This window comes from Collinsella aerofaciens, assembly GCF_015555045.1.
GTDB classification, from domain to species: domain Bacteria; phylum Actinomycetota; class Coriobacteriia; order Coriobacteriales; family Coriobacteriaceae; genus Collinsella; species Collinsella aerofaciens_W.
Map to the genome: position 1 here is coordinate 34,482 of NZ_JADNJQ010000017.1, position 17,035 is coordinate 51,516.

Sequence of the window (17,035 nt, forward strand, 5' to 3'; positions counted from 1 at the left end):
CGGTAGGTAGAAGGAAAGGAGATCACCGTGTCTCGTATCGGTAATAAGCCTGTCCAGATTCCCGCCGGAGTCGAAGTGGCAGTCAACGGTAACAACGTTGTCGTCAAGGGCCCCAAGGGCCAGCTCGAGCTCGATGTCTTTGAGAAGCTCGCTATCAACGTCGAGGACAACGTCCTCACCGTTTCCCGTCCCGACGACGAGCGTGAGACCCGTGCCCGCCACGGCCTCACCCGCGCCCTCATCCACAACATGGTTGTTGGCGTTTCCGAGGGCTTCGAGAAGAAGCTCGAGCTCGCCGGCGTCGGTTACCGCGTCCAGCAGAAGGGCAAGAACCTCGAGTTCTCCCTGGGCTTCTCGCACCCCGTGATCGTCGAGGCTCCCGAGGGCATCACCTTCGAGGTTCCCGACAACACCCACGTGAACGTCAAGGGTATCAACAAGCAGCAGGTCGGTCAGATCGCCGCTGAGATCCGCGGCCATCGTCCTCCCGAGCCTTACAAGGGCAAGGGTATCCACTACGTTGGCGAGCACATCCGCCGCAAGCTGGGTAAGGCCGCCAAGTAGTCGTAACCGACTCACTCGCATAAGACCAGCACCCCGTCAGGTGCTGGCAAGATCAACCTTTTTAGGAGTTTACGTATGAACAAGCATAAGGCGAAGCTGGAAGGCCTCAAGCGTCGTCAGCGTCGTGTTCGCGGCAAGGTCTCGGGTACCTCCGAGCGTCCGCGTCTTCGCGTGACCCGTACTAACGCCAACATCTATGCCCAGATCATCGACGACAGCAAGGGCTCCAGCCTGACGCTCGTCTCCGCCTCGACCCTCGAGGCCGAGTTCAAGGGCACCCACACCTCGAACAAGGAGGCTGCGGAGAAGGTCGGTCAGCTCGTTGGCAAGCGTGCCATCGAGGCCGGCATCACCAAGGTCGCCTTCGATCGCGGTGGCCGTATCTACCATGGCCGCGTCAAGGCCCTCGCCGACGGTGCTCGTGCCGCCGGTCTCGAGTTCTAGGAGGTATGTAGCACATGGCTCGTAATCAGAAGCAGCAGCGCGAGGCCTCCGAGTTCGAGGAGCGCGTCGTTTACATCAACCGCGTGTCGAAGACCGTCAAGGGTGGTCGTCGCATGAGCCTCGTCGCTCTCGTCGTCGTTGGCGACGGCAAGGGCAACGTCGGCGTTGGCATGGGCAAGTCCGCTGAGGTGCCCATGGCCATCTCCAAGGCATCTCTCGATGCCAAGAAGAACATGTTCCACGTGCCGGTGACCGAGCAGGGCACCATCCCGCACGAGGTTCTCGGCCACTTTGGTGCCGGCCGCATCATCATCAAGCCCGCTGTCGAGGGTACCGGCGTTATCGCCGGCGGCGCTGTGCGTCCCCTCTTTGAGCTTGCTGGCATCAAGAACGTCCTGTCCAAGTCCCTCGGTACCGACAACGGCCTCAACATCATCAAGGCTGCCGTCGAGGGCCTCAAGGAGCTCTCCAGCCCTGAGGACGTCGCGGCTCGCCGTGGCCTGACGGTCTCCGAGATGTTCGTCGGTAAGGAGAACTAAGCATGGCTGACACCATCAAGATCAAGCAGGTCCGCAGCACCAACGGTTGCAAGCAGGACCAGGTCCGTACTGTCCGTGCCCTCGGTCTCCACAGGATCCGCGAGGTTCGCGAGATTGCTGACAACGAGTCCGTCCGCGGCATGATCTTCAAGGTCAAGCACCTTGTCGAGATTGTAGAGGAGTAGCAAATGCAGCTTCACGATCTTACTCCCGTGCCCGGTTCCACCAAGAACCGCAAGCGCGTCGGCCGTGGCAATTCTTCGGGTCACGGCACCACTTCTGGCCGCGGTCAGAAGGGCCAGGGTTCCCGCTCTGGCGGCACCAAGGGTGCCGGCTTCGAGGGTGGCCAGACTCCGCTGGCTATGCGCCTGCCCAAGCTTCCGGGCTTCCGCAACCCCCGTCGTATCGAGTACACCGCTGTTAACGTTGAGCGTCTCGAGCGTAAGTTCGAGGACGGCGCTGTGATCGACGGTGCCGCTCTTAAGGCCGCTCGCATCACCAAGAGCGAGTTCGAGCCCGTCAAGGTGCTCGGCAATGGTGAGCTCACCAAGAAGTTCACGGTCAAGGTCGACAAGGTCAGCGCTTCTGCGCAGGCCAAGATCGAGGCCGCCGGCGGAAAGGTCGAGCTGCCGTGCTAAATGGTCTTAAGAATGCTTTCCGCATCAAAGAATTGCGCGAAAAGATTCTTTTTACCATAGCTATGCTCGTCGTGTACCGCATTGGTGCGCACGTTCCTGTGCCCGGCATTCCCTTCCAGGGGATGCTGGGCCTTTTCTCGACCGATAACAATTCGGTCGCCGCAGGTGCTATGGCCCTCCTGAATCTTTTCTCTGGCGGCGCGTTGAGCTATGTGTCGGTGTTTTCGCTGGGCATCATGCCTTACATCACCAGCTCGATCATCCTCCAGATGCTCCAGGCCGTCGTGCCTTCCCTGCATGAGCTTGCCCGCGAGGGCGAGGTCGGTCAGACCAAGATTACGCAGTATTCGCGTTACCTCACCCTGGCTCTGGCAATCCTCAACTCCGTGGGTTACCTCTTCCTCTTTAAGAGCTTCGGCATCAGCTTCAATGGCGCCGGCGCTCCCGAGATCATCTTCGACCTCATGATCGTCGGTACGCTCACCGCGGGCGCCATGCTGATCATGTGGATTGGTGAGCTCATCACCCAGCGCGGTATCGGCAATGGCATGTCGCTGATCATCTTCGCGAACATCATGGCCGGTCTGCCGCAGGCTATCTTCTCCAGCACCGAGGGCAATGCCGGTGGCATCATCACCATGGTGATCATCTGCGCCATCATCCTGCTGGTTATCCCGCTGATTGTTTTCCTTGAGCGCGGCCAGCGCCGCATCCCGGTCTCCTACGCTAAGCGCGTCGTGGGCCGCCGCATGATGGGTGGCCAGACCACCTACCTGCCCATCAAGGTCAACACCGCGGGTGTCGTGCCGATCATCTTCGCTTCGGCGCTGCTGTACTTCCCGGCTCAGATTGCCGTGTTCTTCCCCGGCATCGGCTGGATTCAGGCAGTTGCCTCCGCACTTTCGACCGGTTGGCTCAACTGGGTGCTTAACGTTGTCCTCATCGTGTTCTTCGCGTACTTCTACACCTCCATGGTGTTCAACCCCGATGACACGGCCGATAACCTTAAGAAGCAGGGCGGCTTTATTCCGGGCGTCCGTCCGGGTAGGGCTACCGCGGCCTACATCAAGAACGCGCTCAACAAGATCACGCTTCCCAGCGCTGTCTTTTTGGCGCTCATCGCCATCGTGCCTTCGATCATCTTCTCCTTCACGGGAAACCATTTGATCCAGGCTTTTGGCGGCACGTCCATCCTCATCATGGTCGGCGTCGTGCTCGACACGGTCGATAAGCTCGAAGGCCAGATCAAGATGTATGATTACGATGGATTCTTTAAATAGGCTAGAGGAGGATTGCTCATGAACCTCGTATTGCTCGGAGCTCCGGGTGCCGGTAAGGGCACCGTCGCACAGGAGCTCGTCGCCGAGTTTGGCGTCGCTCACATTTCCACGGGCGACCTGCTGCGTGCTGCCGTCAAGGGTGGCACCGAGCTTGGTATTCAGGCTAAGAAGTACATGGACGCTGGCGAGCTCGTTCCCGACCAGCTCGTGATCGACCTTGTCAAGGAGCGCCTTGCCGCCGATGACGCCCAGCAGGGCTTCATCCTCGACGGCTTCCCGCGCAACACCGCCCAGGCTGTGACGCTCGATTCCGAGCTCTCCGCCATGGGTCGCGAGATCGACTGTGCCCTTCTGGTCGATGTGGCCCCCGAGGTCATTATCGATCGTCTGTCTTCGCGTCGCACCTGCCGCGCCTGCGGTTACACCGGCACCGCTGCCGATGCCACCTGCCCCAAGTGCGCAGGCGAGATGTATCAGCGCGACGACGACAAGCCCGAGACCATCAAGAACCGTCTCGACGTCTACGAGAAGTCCACGAGCCCGCTCGTCGACTACTATCGTGGCCAGGGTCTGCTCAAGTCGGTCAACGGTGACCAGGCTCGCGAGACCGTGTACGGGGATGTCAAAGAGGCTCTCGGTCTATGATCAAGATTAAGTCTGCAACGCAAATCGAGCAGATGAAGAAGGCAGGAGCGCTATCTAAGATGGCGCTCCGCCACGTTGGAGCCATGGTGCGCCCCGGCGTTTCCACCTTTGAGCTCGATCAGCTCGCGGAGCAGATTATCCGCATGCATGGCGGCACCCCGGCCTTTAAGGGTTACGGCGGGTTCCCGGGGACCATTTGCGCATCGATCAACGATGCCGTGGTCCACGGTATTCCCAACCCCGACATGATCCTGCGCGATGGCGATATCATCTCCATCGATACGGGAGCCGTTGTCGACGGTTGGGTCGGCGATAACGCTTGGACGTTTTTCGTCGGCACCCCCACGCCCGAAGCCAAGGCTTTGTGCGAGGTCACGCGCGATTGCCTTAAGGCTGCCATCGAGCAGGCTGTTCCCGGTAACCATATCGGGGACGTCGGTTATGCCGTTCAGTCCCTCGCCGAGTCTCACGGTTACGGTGTGCTTCGTGATTATGTGGGCCATGGCATTGGCCGCGTGATGCACGAGGACCCCAACGTTCCTAACTATGGAAAGAAGGGGAGGGGCGTTCGCCTCCAAGCCGGCATGGTCATTGCCATCGAGCCGATGGTTACGATGGGTTCCAACCATGTGAGCACGGGCTCCGACGGTTGGATTGTTACGACCAACGACCACCTGCCCGCCGCGCACTACGAGAGCACCGTCGCCATTACCAATGACGGTCCGGTGATTCTCACCACGGATGCCCAAGGTGCTTGGTGTTCGCTCCAAGGCGGAGAAATGTAACAAGTTCCACTTAGTTGTGGAGCCATTACGAAGTTATTACGATGCGTGCATACGTGTTGTAGAATACTCAATCGCTGTCGTTTTCTAGAGAAAGATGATTGCTTGTGAAGAAGGAAGACGCAATTGAGCTCGAGGGTACGGTAAAGGAACCGCTGCCCAATGCCATGTTTAAGGTCGAGCTCGAGAACGGTCATTCGGTTCTGTGCAACATTTCTGGCAAGATCCGAATGAATTACATCCGTATTCTCCCCGGTGACAGGGTTGTCGTGGAGCTTTCCCCGTACGACCTGACCCGCGGCCGCATCACCTATCGCTACAAATAGCGGCACGCATACACGCACTCCATTTCCGACTGCAGGCTTAGCTCAACCTACGGTCGGATTGTGTGTGAAGACCAGCCATAGTTTTAAACGCCTGCGGCTGGGCGAGTAGATAGTCGGGAAGTAGTTTGAGCGCTACCGAAAGGAAGAACGATGAAGGTACGTCCTTCGGTCAAGAAGATGTGCGATAAGTGCAAAATCATTAGGCGCCATGGCAAGGTCCTCGTCATTTGCGAGAACCCCCGTCATAAGCAGCGTCAGGGTTAAGAGAGGAGACTACGTTGGCCCGTATTAATGGTGTCGACCTCCCGCGTGAGAAGCGCGTTGAGATCGGTCTGACCTACATTTACGGCATCGGCCGCACCACTGCGACGAAGATTTGCGTCGAGTGCAACGTTAACGTGGATACGCGCGTTAAGGACCTCACCGAGGATGAGGTTAACGCCATCCGCGATTATATCGATAAGAACCAGATCATGGTTGAGGGCGACCTCCGCCGTGAGCGCAACCAGAACGTCAAGCGCCTTATGGACATCGGCTGCAACCGCGGCCTTCGTCACCGCAAGGGCCTCCCGGTCCGCGGCCAGCGCACCCACACTAACGCTCGTACCCGCAAGGGCCCGAAGCGTCAGATCGGTGCTAAGAAGAAGAAATAAGGAGCGCTAGATAGATGGCTACTGCTAAGAAGAACGTTCGCGCTGCCCGTCTGAAGCGCGCGGACCGTAAGAACATTTCCGTGGGCCAGGCTCACATTCGTTCTACGTTCAACAACACGATCGTTTCGATCACCGATCCCCAGGGCAACGTCATTTCCTGGAAGTCGGCTGGCCAGGTGGGCTTCAAGGGCTCCCGTAAGTCCACGCCGTTCGCTGCCCAGATGGCTGCCGAGGCTGCTGCCAAGCAGGCCATGGAGCACGGTATGAAGAAGGTTTCCGTCTTCGTCAAGGGCCCCGGCTCCGGTCGTGAGACCGCCATCCGCTCCCTCCAGGCTGCTGGCCTCGAGGTCTCGAGCATCCAGGACAAGACCCCCATTCCGCACAACGGCTGCCGCCCCAAGAAGCGTCGCCGCGTGTAACTGAAAGGATCGTATCAATATGGCAATCGACAGGACTCCTGTTCTTAAGCGCTGCCGTCAGCTCGGGATCGATCCCGCTGAGCTCGGTTACAGCAGCAAGAAGGAATCTATCCGTCAGCCCAAGCGCCGTCGCAAGGAATCTGAGTACGGCATGCAGCTGCGCGAGAAGCAGAAGGTCAAGTTCATCTATGGTGTTCTGGAGAAGCAGTTCCACGGCTACTTCAACAAGGCCCGTAAGATGAACGGCGTCACCGGTGAGAACCTCATGATCATTCTTGAGTCTCGCCTCGACAACGTCGTCTTCCGTCTTGGCTTCGCCCGCACCCGCAAAGAGGCTCGTCAGTCCGTCCGTCACGGTCACTTCACCGTGAACGGCAAGCGCGTGGACATCCCGTCCTACCGCGTCAAGGCCGGCGACGTCGTCGCTGTCGGCGAGAAGTTCCGTGACCTCCTCCCCATCAAGGAGGCCCTGATTTCCTCCGAGCGCTTTGAGGTCCCTGGCTGGCTCGAGGTCGATATCGAGAAGCTGTCTGGTAACGTGCTCGCTCTGCCGACGCGTGAGCAGATCAGCGGTGATATCAACGAGCAGCTCATCGTCGAGCTCTACTCTAAGTAGTCCATCCGGGCTGCTGAGGCTGGAGGTAATACATGTCAGAATTCATTAGGCCTCAGGTTCAGGTCGAAGAGATCAACGAGACGTCTGCTCGTGTCTCCGTCGAGCCGCTCGAGCGTGGTTACGGCGATACGCTGGGTAACTCCCTTCGTCGCGTTCTTCTGTCCTCGCTCGAGGGTGCCGCCGTCGAGGCTATTCAGATCGATGGTGCGCAGCACGAGTTCATGACCATCCCTAACATGGTCGAGGATGTCACCGACATCGTCCTGAATGTCAAGGGTCTTGTCTTCAGGGCTCTCGGCACGACCGACGAGGCGACCGCCACCATCTCGGTTGACGGCCCCTGCGAGGTCACCGGTGCGGACTTCTTTATTCCGTCCGAGTTTGAGCTGGTCAACCCCGAGCAGCACATTGCTACGCTCACCGAGGGTGGCCATCTCACCATGAGCATGCGCATCGGCTATGGCCGCGGCTATGTTTCTGGCGAGGCCAACAAGCGCGACAACGATCCCATCGGTGTGATCCACGTCGACTCGCTGTACTCGCCGGTTTCCCGTTGCGCCAAGCTCGTTGAGGCTTGCCGTGTCGGTCAGCACACCGACTACGACCGCCTTGTCCTCGAGATCGAGACCAACGGCTCCATCGCCCCGCGCGACGCCGTGGTCCAGGCTGCCAATATCATCAACCAGCATATGGCCGCCTTTATGAACCTTGCCGAGACCCCCGAGGTCGAGGAGGAGGCTTCGATCTTCGCTCCCGAGGTCACCAACGACAACGCCGAGCTGGACAAGCAGATCGAGGATCTGGACCTTTCCGTCCGTTCCTACAACTGCCTTAAGCGCGCCAGCATTCACTCGGTCCGTCAGCTCGTTGAGTTCTCGGAGAACGATCTGCTCAACATCCGTAACTTCGGTGTTAAGTCGATCGAGGAAGTGAAGGACAAGCTTGAGTCCATGGGCCTGAGCCTGAAGGCTTAATGCTTCGCATATTTGAGGAGAAACTAGACCATGCGTCACAACGTTAAGAAGGGCCTGAAGCTCGGCACCGATGCGAGCCACACCAAGGCCATGAAGAAGAGCCTTGCTAAGGCCCTCTTCGAGAACGACCGCATCAAGACCACCGAGACCCGCGCTAAGGCGCTGCGTTCGGTCGTCGATCCGATCATCACCTGGGCCAAGAAAGGCGACCTGCACTCTCGTCGTCTGGCTATCGCCAAGCTCGGTGATAAGCAGCTCGTTGCCGAGATCTTCGACAAGGCTGCTCAGGGTATGTGGCAGGACCGCAACGGCGGTTACACCCGCATCATGAAGCTCGGCAACCGCAAGGGCGACAACGCTCCCATCGTTATCATGGAGCTCGTCACCGAGCCTTGCACGCCTAAGGCCAAGAAGGCTGCTCCGGCCCCCAAGAAGGCCGCTGCTCCCAAGAAGGTCGAGGCTGTCGAGGAGACTGCTGCCGAGGAGACCGCTGAGTAGACATTCCGTCTGCATAGGCTATATTCGAGGGGTACGTTCGCGTACCCCTCTTTTTTTGTCGCGATACCGTTGCTTGTTTGTTGGGAGCGCCCATGACCGCGCCGTCTGATTTCAATTCGATTCCAGAGCTCGATGCCACGCTCGTTTTCCGCGTGGCATACGATGGCTCGTTCTATAGCGGCTTTGCCGAGCAGCCGGGACAGACGACGGTTGCGGGTGAGCTGCGTCGAGCCATCGAGACGCTGCTTCGCCGTCCGATCGATCTGACGTGCGCGGGTCGCACCGATGCCGGCGTGCATGCCGTGGCTCAGTACATCAGCGTGCCCGTAACGGACGCTGAGCTCGCCCTAACGCGCCGTAGGTGGCTGCGGGCTATGGATGCCCTGCTGCCCAAAGATATCGCCATCAACGAGGTCTACAAGGCCCGTAAAGGCTTTTCTGCACGTTTTGACGCGCGTTCCCGTACGTATACGTACCGTATTGCCGATCGAGATGCGCGCCCCGTGCTGTCCCGCGGTGCGGTGTGGTGGCATCGCTATCCCTTGGATGTTGAGGCTATGTCTGCTGCCTGCCCCGCGCTGCTGGGCGAGCAGGACTTTAAAAGCTTTTGCAAGGTTGCTTCTGCCGTGGGCAAACCTACGCACCGCTGCGTAATGCGCGCCGAGTTTGGCCATGAGGTGGCCTTTGGCGAGGATATCCTGACGTTTACCATTGAGGGCAACGCATTTTTGCATTCGATGGTCCGAACGATCGTGGGCACGCTTGTCGAGATTGGCATGCATCGCCGCGAACCCGAGTGGATGCGCGAGGTCATCGACGCTTGCGACCGTTCCGCTGCGGGCCCCACGGCTCCTGCCTGCGGCCTTACGTTTATGGGCGTGGATTACGATCCCGCCGAGCTTGTCGTGCTCGACTAGGGGAGGGCTCGACGCGTCGTGCGTCGACGCCTGTCATCTGTGGGCTGCACGTGTGCAACATCTGTTCTTGGCGTGCAATACAACCGGTGTCTCATTGCTTTTATTGCCGGGGTGTACCATGAACCACGATTTGATTCATTGCTGTCGAGAGGACGGATAACTTGGTTCGACGTGGCTCGCATCCGCGACTTTCGGTGATCCTTGTGGTAGAAGGTTCGCCCAGCTATGCGATGCGTGCGCTCGAGAGTATCCAGAACCAAGACCTCTACGATTTGCAGATTGTCGTTGTCTGCCGCGATGCTGCGCCCGGTGTGCGCCATTCGCTTCAAGTTGCTGCCGACAGGGACATCCATATTGATTTGATTGACGTCGAGGACGCGAAGCGCGGTGCTTGTCTTCGTGCCGGTTTTGCTGCCTCGCGCGGCTCTCAAATCATCGCTATGAACGCCGATGAGTGGCTTGCTCCGCAGTCCCTTTCCAAGATGGTCGATATCGCGTGCGATACAGCGGCAGACATGGTGTTCCCCACGGTGTCGCTCGACCGCTATGATGCACATCGAGAGCGCCATTCGCGCGTCTTGGATGCTACTCATATTTCCATTGATAGCAAATCTTCGATGGTGGCTGGGCTGCCTCAGTTGATTTTAGGCGGCCTAGTCGCTCAGACCTCTGGCGTGATGTACAGCCGCTCGCTGTTTGAGGCATGCCTGTCGCGCGGCAAGGCGTACCGTACGGTTGAGTTTATGGCTTATGCGCTCTCGCAGGCACGATTCGTGTCCGGCTGCGGCGACGCTTGTTTCCACGCGGTGGCACCTAAGCTTACAGATGCCTTTGATCCCACCATGTATGCCAGGATATCCGATGACACTCGAGCGCTCGACGAGCTTGCGGACTCACTCTCGGAAGCAGATAGCGGTGGTCGGCTCAAGCTGGCAAGCCAAAAGTTCTACTTTGCCGGACTGGTCGCCTGCATCGAGAATTTGTGTCTGAGCCCGCATGGGGTGTCGTCAATTGAGCGTTCCGCCCGCATGCGTGATATGCTCGAGGCGCCTCGAACCCGTCAGATGGTCGCCGCGCTCAAGGACAACCATCGGGGACTCGGTCTGTTGTTTGGGCCGATCGCCAGCGCCAAGCCCACGCGCTGCGTGATGTGTACGCATCTGGCAGCTTTTCTTAACCGGACGGGTGCAAAAACCGCCTAAACGGCTCATTTCGAAACAAATTTGCATAGAATTGTTTCGAAATGCGTTCTTATACACAAAAGCCTTCAAATAGCGTTAAACTATTCAATCACTGATTGATTGTCTCCGCCATCTTTTGGAGAGAGGGTTTGTATGGCTAAAAAACGCAATGGGCGCCAGGATGCCATTAGAGATATTGTGCGCAATAAGGACGTCCGTACGCAGCGCGTGCTGGTCGATGAGCTCCGTGCTATGGGCTTTGATTGCACGCAGGCGACTGTCTCTCGCGATATTGCCGATATGGGGCTGCGTAAGCTCCCCGAGGGTATCTATGTTCTGGCAGAGGACCTGCACCTGCAGCGTATGGTTTCCGAGCTCGTAACGGGCGTTTTGCGTACCGATAATCTGGTTATGATCAAGGCTCAGCCTGGCACGGCTTCCGGCATCGCCGCCGCCGTTGATGCGGCAGAGTTGCCCGATGTGCTTGGCTCGCTTGCCGGCAACGATACGATTTTGGTTATTGCCCAGACGGCCGAGGACGGCGAGCGTCTCGAGGCGCTGATCAATAAGCTGGGCAATTCTCGCAAGTAGGCGTGCGGGTCGTGCGCTCGGCCCTGCGCGCGCTGACATAGTTGCCTGTAAGGGGGTATCGACGAGGGTCGGTACCCCCTTTTTGTTTGCCGGTATAAAGACCGCCTGCCAGGTCGCTTTAAACTAAAAGGCCCCCGAGCAGTTGAATAAGCTGTTCGGGGGCCTTGTTGCTTATGGCCGGATGATTTCTAGCCGACCGTATCGTCAGGCGTGGGCGAGGGGTCGGGAGTGGGCGTGGGCGTAGGCGTGCCGCCATCGCCGCCGGTCGAACCACCGGTGGAGCCGCCCGTCGAGCCACCGGTCGTACCGGTGCCGCCGGTGGTGTCGCCGCCCGTGGTCTCGGTGGTCGTGGTCGTCGTGGTAGTCGTTGTAGTGGTGGTTTCCTCTTCGTCCTCGTTCTCGTCCTTGTCCTTGTCGTCGTTCTCCGTCTTCTTGGTGTTGTTGGTGCCGTAGAACTTCCAGACGCTGTTGTTCTTATAGGTGGGCGCCGTTCCGGTCGCAAACTCCTCGCGCTCGGTACCGGTCAGAACGGTGTTCATAAACCGCTTGAAGACAGGCAGGTTGGTGCTGTCGCCCAGCAGGTCCGTGCCGTATTTTTGGATGGGGATCTCGCCCGCGGAATAGCCGGTCCACAGGGCGCACGCCAGCTGCGGGGTATAGCCGCAGAACCACAGGTTGGTGGTGTTGTCGGTGGTGCCCGTTTTGCCGGCATAGGGCTGGTTGACGCTCAGAGCGCCAGCAGCACCCGTACCGCCGCCCTGCATGACGCCGGTCAGAACATCGGTGACCGCGGCGGCCTCGCCCTCGGTAAGCACCTGTGAGGGATTGTCGGTGTGCTGGTACAGCACCGAACCGGTACGAGAGTCAATCTCGGTGATGGCGATCGGCTGGCGATAGTAGCCGCCGTTGGCAAACGTCGCGTAGGCAGCGGCCATCTCGAGCGGCGAAATCGAGCCGGTGCCGAGCGTCATGACGGGAACGTCCTCGATGTTGTCCTTGGCGGGATCGATGCCGAGCTTTTTGACGAGCGAGATGATCTTGCTGTTGCCGACGGCTTCCGCCACCTGGATGTAGCCGGTGTTGGAGGAGTATGCCGTCGCCTGCTTAAGCGTGATGTTGCCATAGCTATGGTTGGCGTAGTTTTGGACCTCGGTCGTGGTGCCCTTGGCCTTGAGCGGCGAGTTGCAGTTGAGGGTGACGTTGGGGTTCATGCCGTTTTGGATGGCAGTTGCCAGCGTAAAGGCCTTAAAGGTGGAGCCGACGGGACGCTTGGCCGTGGCATGGTTTACGTGGTTCTCGTCGGCGTTGTAGTCATAGCCGCCCACCATGCACTTGATGTAGCCGGTCTTGGGGTCGACGACGACCATGCCCATGTCCAGGCCGTCGAGTGAGAGCGTGTCGAGCTGCTCGCGGACGGCATTCTCTGCCACCTGCTGCATCGTGGGGTCGATGGTGGTCTTGACGGTCAGGCCGCCCTTAAAGAGCACGTCGGTCGAGAACTCCTGCTCCAGCAGCTGCTTAACATAGGCGACAAAGTAGGGCTGCGAGTATACGTCGACGCCGCTGCCCGAAATCTCGGTCACGTTGAGGGTGATGGGCTCGGCCTGTGCGGCATCGTGCTCCTCCTGGGTGATGTGGCCCAGGCGCAGCATGTTGTCGAGGACCTTGTTGCGGCGAGACAGTGCCAGGTCGGGATTGACCGTGGGGTCGTACTGCGAAGGCGAGTTGGGAAGGCCGATGAGCAGCGCGGCTTCGCTCAGGGTGAGGTCGGCGGCGCTCTTGGACAGGTAGGTCTCGGCTGCGGCCTCGATGCCGTAGGCGCCGTGGCCGTAATAGATGGTGTTGAGGTACATCATGAGGATCTCGTCTTTGGAGTACATGTCCTCCATCTTGATGGCGATGTAGGCCTCGCGCACCTTACGCTCGATGGTCGAGTCGAACTGCTCCTCCTGCAGGATGGTGTTGCGCACCAGCTGCTGGGTGATAGTCGAGGCGCCTTCGTGCCCGCCGCCGAGGGTTGCCACCGCAGCACGCGCGATACCCCACAGGTCGATACCGCCGTGCTCGTAGAAGCGCTCGTCCTCGACGTCAACGGTGCCCTGCAGCACGTAGGGGGAGACCTCGTCCTTGGTGATGGACTTGCGGTTTTGCGTGTAGAAGCTCGCGATCTTGTTGCCGTTGCAGTCGACGATCTCGGTGGGCTCGCTCACCAGATACGCGTTGGCGTCGGTGTAGTCGGGCAGATCGGACAGCCAGCGGTTGACGTTGCCGACCATGCCGATGCCAAACGCCACGCCCGCAATCAGCAGAAAGCCCAAAAACGAGAGCAGGATTATGGGCAGGGCATGCGTCTTTGAACGGCTGCGTCCCTGTCGTTGGCGAGGACCCATATATTGACCTCCAGGTATGTCGTGCCGGACGGTGGATGTGCCGTCGAGGCAGGATGGACATAAGTTATTACACGATAAACCAAACGGGGCGCGCGAGGCCTCGTGTATGCTGGAAGACGGCATTTTTCAGAGTGAATGCATACCTTGGTAAGGAGTTTGCCGATGGCGATTCGGGCGATGGGGCCGAGCGGACAATACGAGACTGGATTGGATGCTGCCGGTGCGGCGCTGCCCGAGCTGCTGGCGCCGGCGGGCGGGCTCGACCAGATGCTTGCGGCCATCGCCGCGGGTGCCGATGCCATCTATGCGGGGTTGGGCGGCTTTAACGCCCGCGTGAGCGCGCATGGTTTTACGGATGACGAGTTTGCGCGCGGTTGTGCCGTGGCGCATACTCATGGCGTGCGTGTGTACGTAACGCTCAACGTGTTCGTGTTTGACGATGAGCTGTCCGACGCGGTGGCGCTGGGAGCTCATGCACTGGAGCTGGGCGCCGATGCTCTGATTGTGGCCGATGCCGGGTTGGCCTGCGCGCTGCGCGCGGCGATTCCCGGGGTCGAGATTCACCTGTCCACGCAGGCGGGCGCTCATAGCGAGGGTGCCGTGCGGCTTGCCGCCGACGAGCTGGGGGTCGAGCGCGTGACGACGGCACGCGAGCTGACGGTCGACGAGATTGCGGCGCTATGTGCCACGGGCGTGCCCATCGAGGTATTCTGCCACGGTGCGATTTGCATCGGCTATTCGGGGGCGTGCGAGTTCTCGGCCCTGCGGCGTGGGCGCTCGGCGATGCGCGGCGACTGCACACAGCCGTGCCGTCTGGCGTACGACCTAGTGGACGAGGCGGGGCAGAGTGTTGCCGCCGTCGAGGGAGATCGCCTGCTGTGTCCGCGCGACTATCTGGGTATTGCGCATCTGCCCGAGCTTGTAGATGCCGGCGTGGCGTCGCTCAAGATCGAGGGGCGCATGAAGAACCCCGATTACGTATTCAACGTGGTGCGGGTGTGGCGCCGGGCACTCGATATGCTGTGCGACGGCGCGTGGGACCCCGATGCCGTGGAAGAGCTTGAGCGCGAGCTGGGAAGGTCGTTTAACCGCGGGTTTACCGACGCGTATTTGCGAGGCCGCTCGGGTGCGGAGCTTATGAGTTTTGAACGCGCAATTAACCAGGGCGTGCGCGTGGGGCGTTTGGTCGCTGTGGGCCACGAAGAGGTGACCGTTGAGCTCGACGCCGCCGTGGCGGCGGGTGACACGCTCGAGATTCGGTTCTATCCGGGTGTCGACGCGCGTCCCGATGCGCCCAAGCGCTGGCCGCAGGTGCCCTGCCCGGTGGATGCAGCAGCGGGGAAGCGCATCGTCGTGCATTGCAAGCGTAAGGTGGACGCGGGCTGCGAGGTGTACCTGATTCGCAGCGCCGGCGTGTTGGATCAGACGGCGGCGGTGTTGGAGCGCATGCGGGCCGAGGCGGATGCGATTGCGCCCGTTGAGCGTGCCGTTGAAGTGCTGCCCTTTGAGGGCGTTGCGGTGGATGGCGGTGCATCGACGGAGTTGGTGGAGTGCGCGGTTCCCACTCGCATGGTTTTTGCTTGGCAGCTGATGGATGCCGACCCGCGCGGAGAACTCGATTTGTCCGACGCCGTTGTGGTGCTTGACGAGGTGTGCCGCGCGAGTGACGCTGACCGGACCCGCTCACTGATGCAGCGTGCCGGGCGCATCGTCTGCCGCAACCTGGGGCAGGTGGCGATCGCTCGCGAGCTGGGCGTGACGTTTGACGTGGCGGCGCCGGTGTTCTGCGCGAATCGGGCCACGCTTACCTGGCTGCGCGGATTCGGTGCGGGGCGGGTGTACTTGCCGGCCGAGTTGCTCGGCAATGATGCGGAGCGTATTGCCGAACTGGCTGCTGAACCCGGCGTCTTGGGTCCGGTCGACGCCGACCGTCCCGAGCTTATGGTGTGCGAGCACTGCCTGCTGACCGCCGAGGGCGTCTGCGCCACCGATGCGACGGGACAGGTCCGTTGCCGCGACTGCTTGCGTCGTCGGCAGGTACGCTATCTGGTCGAGCGTGACGGTACGCGTCTGCCAGTTGCCATTGACGCATGCGGCAGGACGAGGATTTTCCTGTCGTAGGTGCCGCGTCGCGTCAGTTTGTTATCATAAGAGAGTTTATGGACTTCCAGCACCGCCGTTTTCGGCGAGGGTGCTATAGCAAAAGGAGGATACCCAATGCTGTCTGTTGACGAGCAAATGCGTATCATCACCTCGGGCGCCGCGCAGATCGTTCCCGAGGCCGACCTTCGCAAGAAGCTTGAGAAGGGCGAGCCCCTCAACATCAAGCTCGGCGTCGACCCCACCAGTCCCGACCTGCACCTGGGCCACGCCGTGCCGCTGCGCAAGATGCGTCAGTTCCAGGACCTGGGCCACAACGTTACCCTCATCATCGGTAACGGCACCGCGCTGATCGGCGATCCCTCGGGCAAGAACTCCACGCGTCCGCAGCTTTCGCAGGAGCAGATCGAGGCCAACGCCGAGACCTACGTGAGCCAGGCCATGAAGATCCTGGACCCCGAGAAGACCACCATCGTGCACAACGGCGATTGGATCCTTTCGATGGATCTGGCCGGCCTGCTGCAGGTGTGCTCCAAGTTCACCGTCGCCCGCATCCTCGAGCGCGACGACTTTACCAAGCGCTACCAGTCTCAGACGCCGATCGCCCTGCACGAGTTCCTGTACCCCGTGATGCAGGCCTTCGACTCCGTTCAGATCAAGGCCGACGTGGAGATGGGCGGCACCGACCAGCTCTTCAACCTGCTCGCTGGTCGCGAGCTCATGGAGAAGATGGGCATGGAGCCGCAGATCGCGCTCACCATGCCGCTGCTCGAGGGCACCGACGGCGTGCGCAAGATGTCTAAGTCCTATGGCAACTACATCGGCCTGACCGATGCTCCCAAGGATATGTTTGGCAAGACCATGTCCATCCCCGACGAGATGATCGGCAAGTACTACCGCCTGGCGAGCTCGCTCACCCCGGCCGAGGTCGACAAGATCGACGCCGCCCTGGCCGACGGCTCTGCCGATCCCTATGAGCTCAAGCGCGCTCTGGGTCGCGACCTGTGCGACACCTACCACGGCGCCGGCGCCGGCGACGAGGCTCAGGCCGAGTTCGACCGCGTATTCAAGGAGGGCCAGCTCGCCGACTTCCCCGAGAAGCACGTTGAGCTGACTGTTAACGACGAGGGCCAGATCTACCTCGCCGGCCTGCTCAAGGACCTGGGTCTTTCGGCCAGCGCCGGCCAGGCCCGCCGCGATATCGACGGCGGCGGCGTCAAAATCAACGGCAAGGCCGTGGCTCCCAAGAGCTACAACATCGATCCCAGCGCCCTCAAGCTGGGCAACACCCTTTCCGTAGGCAAGCGCAAGGGCTTCAAGTTGATTTAGTTCCGCCGTTCTACCGAACGGCGGACCGGCCGACGCTGCGCGGGCCGCATTTGGACAATCTGACGTTCAACTTCAAGGGCGCGACCAGAAGGTCAGCGCCCTTTCGTTTCACGTCACCTTGTCTCAAATGCGACCCGCTCGCTGTCCGT

At 60.2% G+C, this 17,035-nt stretch carries 21 protein-coding genes; 20 read left to right on the plus strand and 1 reads right to left on the minus strand.

Going from position 1 to position 17,035, the window contains the following annotated elements; all coding sequences use genetic code 11:
• Positions 1 to 27: 27 nt before the first annotated feature.
• The 18 genes from rplF to I2E45_RS06925 all read left to right on the plus strand — a co-directional run bounded on the left by rplF (position 28) and on the right by I2E45_RS06925 (position 11,067).
• Positions 28 to 564, plus strand: a complete 537-nt coding sequence (rplF, locus tag I2E45_RS06840) for a 50S ribosomal protein L6 (protein ID WP_006235263.1) — start codon at positions 28 to 30, stop codon at positions 562 to 564.
• Between the two features lie 75 nt (positions 565 to 639).
• Positions 640 to 1,008, plus strand: a complete 369-nt coding sequence (gene rplR / locus I2E45_RS06845) for a 50S ribosomal protein L18 (protein ID WP_006235264.1) — start codon at positions 640 to 642, stop codon at positions 1,006 to 1,008.
• A 14-nt stretch (positions 1,009 to 1,022) separates the two neighbouring features.
• Positions 1,023 to 1,547 carry a 30S ribosomal protein S5 gene (gene rpsE, locus I2E45_RS06850; RefSeq protein ID WP_006235265.1) on the plus strand — a complete coding sequence of 175 codons (525 nt, stop codon included), beginning with the start codon at positions 1,023 to 1,025 and terminating at the stop codon, positions 1,545 to 1,547.
• A gap of 2 nt (positions 1,548 to 1,549) precedes the next feature.
• On the plus strand, positions 1,550 to 1,732 hold the full coding sequence (gene rpmD / locus I2E45_RS06855; RefSeq protein ID WP_006235266.1) for a 50S ribosomal protein L30: 183 nt from the start codon (positions 1,550 to 1,552) through the stop codon (positions 1,730 to 1,732).
• A 3-nt stretch (positions 1,733 to 1,735) separates the two neighbouring features.
• Positions 1,736 to 2,185 carry a 50S ribosomal protein L15 gene (rplO, locus tag I2E45_RS06860; protein ID WP_195445203.1) on the plus strand — a complete coding sequence of 150 codons (450 nt, stop codon included), beginning with the start codon at positions 1,736 to 1,738 and terminating at the stop codon, positions 2,183 to 2,185.
• Positions 2,179 to 3,465: a preprotein translocase subunit SecY gene (gene secY / locus I2E45_RS06865; RefSeq protein WP_035137447.1), complete on the plus strand. Its 1,287-nt coding sequence runs from the start codon at positions 2,179 to 2,181 to the stop codon at positions 3,463 to 3,465. The genes rplO and secY overlap by 7 nt, the downstream gene beginning before the upstream one ends.
• Before the next feature lie 18 nt (positions 3,466 to 3,483).
• Positions 3,484 to 4,110 (plus strand): adenylate kinase, encoded by a 627-nt coding sequence (locus I2E45_RS06870; protein WP_055252238.1) that lies wholly within the window; start codon positions 3,484 to 3,486, stop codon positions 4,108 to 4,110.
• A complete protein-coding gene (gene map / locus I2E45_RS06875; RefSeq protein WP_195445205.1) occupies positions 4,107 to 4,895 on the plus strand; it encodes a type I methionyl aminopeptidase in 789 nt (262 codons plus the stop codon). Before I2E45_RS06870 ends, map begins: the two co-directional genes overlap by 4 nt.
• A 104-nt stretch (positions 4,896 to 4,999) precedes the next feature.
• On the plus strand, positions 5,000 to 5,218 hold the full coding sequence (gene infA, locus I2E45_RS06880) for a translation initiation factor IF-1 (protein WP_035137443.1): 219 nt from the start codon (positions 5,000 to 5,002) through the stop codon (positions 5,216 to 5,218).
• Positions 5,219 to 5,368: 150 nt separating this feature from the next.
• Complete coding sequence (gene rpmJ, locus I2E45_RS06885; RefSeq protein ID WP_006363204.1) at positions 5,369 to 5,482, plus strand: 50S ribosomal protein L36; 114 nt, start codon at positions 5,369 to 5,371, stop codon at positions 5,480 to 5,482.
• A gap of 14 nt (positions 5,483 to 5,496) precedes the next feature.
• Positions 5,497 to 5,871, plus strand: coding sequence for a 30S ribosomal protein S13 (gene rpsM, locus I2E45_RS06890; RefSeq protein ID WP_022094275.1), 375 nt, complete (start codon positions 5,497 to 5,499; stop codon positions 5,869 to 5,871).
• Between the two features lie 14 nt (positions 5,872 to 5,885).
• On the plus strand, positions 5,886 to 6,290 hold the full coding sequence (gene rpsK / locus I2E45_RS06895; protein WP_006235274.1) for a 30S ribosomal protein S11: 405 nt from the start codon (positions 5,886 to 5,888) through the stop codon (positions 6,288 to 6,290).
• 19 nt (positions 6,291 to 6,309) lie between these two features.
• Positions 6,310 to 6,906, plus strand: coding sequence for a 30S ribosomal protein S4 (rpsD, locus tag I2E45_RS06900; RefSeq protein WP_006235275.1), 597 nt, complete (start codon positions 6,310 to 6,312; stop codon positions 6,904 to 6,906).
• Between the two features lie 32 nt (positions 6,907 to 6,938).
• The gene (locus I2E45_RS06905) at positions 6,939 to 7,880 is read left to right on the plus strand and encodes a DNA-directed RNA polymerase subunit alpha (protein WP_006235276.1); all 942 of its coding nucleotides are present in this window, start codon (positions 6,939 to 6,941) and stop codon (positions 7,878 to 7,880) included.
• Positions 7,881 to 7,910: 30 nt separating this feature from the next.
• The gene (gene rplQ / locus I2E45_RS06910) at positions 7,911 to 8,378 is read left to right on the plus strand and encodes a 50S ribosomal protein L17 (protein ID WP_055252240.1); all 468 of its coding nucleotides are present in this window, start codon (positions 7,911 to 7,913) and stop codon (positions 8,376 to 8,378) included.
• Positions 8,379 to 8,470: 92 nt separating this feature from the next.
• Positions 8,471 to 9,295, plus strand: coding sequence for a tRNA pseudouridine(38-40) synthase TruA (gene truA / locus I2E45_RS06915; RefSeq protein WP_195445207.1), 825 nt, complete (start codon positions 8,471 to 8,473; stop codon positions 9,293 to 9,295).
• Between the two features lie 161 nt (positions 9,296 to 9,456).
• Positions 9,457 to 10,497: a glycosyltransferase family 2 protein gene (locus I2E45_RS06920; RefSeq protein WP_195445209.1), complete on the plus strand. Its 1,041-nt coding sequence runs from the start codon at positions 9,457 to 9,459 to the stop codon at positions 10,495 to 10,497.
• A 132-nt stretch (positions 10,498 to 10,629) separates the two neighbouring features.
• Positions 10,630 to 11,067, plus strand: a complete 438-nt coding sequence (locus I2E45_RS06925; RefSeq protein WP_195445211.1) for an arginine repressor — start codon at positions 10,630 to 10,632, stop codon at positions 11,065 to 11,067.
• Positions 11,068 to 11,255: 188 nt separating this feature from the next.
• Here I2E45_RS06925 and I2E45_RS06930 read toward each other — a convergent pair whose 3' ends face one another.
• On the minus strand, positions 11,256 to 13,457 hold the full coding sequence (locus tag I2E45_RS06930; protein ID WP_195445213.1) for a transglycosylase domain-containing protein: 2,202 nt from the start codon (positions 13,455 to 13,457) through the stop codon (positions 11,256 to 11,258).
• 162 nt (positions 13,458 to 13,619) lie between these two features.
• On the opposite strand from I2E45_RS06930, the gene I2E45_RS06935 reads away from it, so the two are divergent.
• Positions 13,620 to 15,578 carry a U32 family peptidase gene (locus tag I2E45_RS06935; RefSeq protein ID WP_195445216.1) on the plus strand — a complete coding sequence of 653 codons (1,959 nt, stop codon included), beginning with the start codon at positions 13,620 to 13,622 and terminating at the stop codon, positions 15,576 to 15,578.
• Between the two features lie 96 nt (positions 15,579 to 15,674).
• Entirely contained in the window at positions 15,675 to 16,886 is a 1,212-nt protein-coding gene (gene tyrS / locus I2E45_RS06940; protein ID WP_195445218.1) for a tyrosine--tRNA ligase, read from the plus strand.
• Positions 16,887 to 17,035 lie beyond the last annotated feature (149 nt).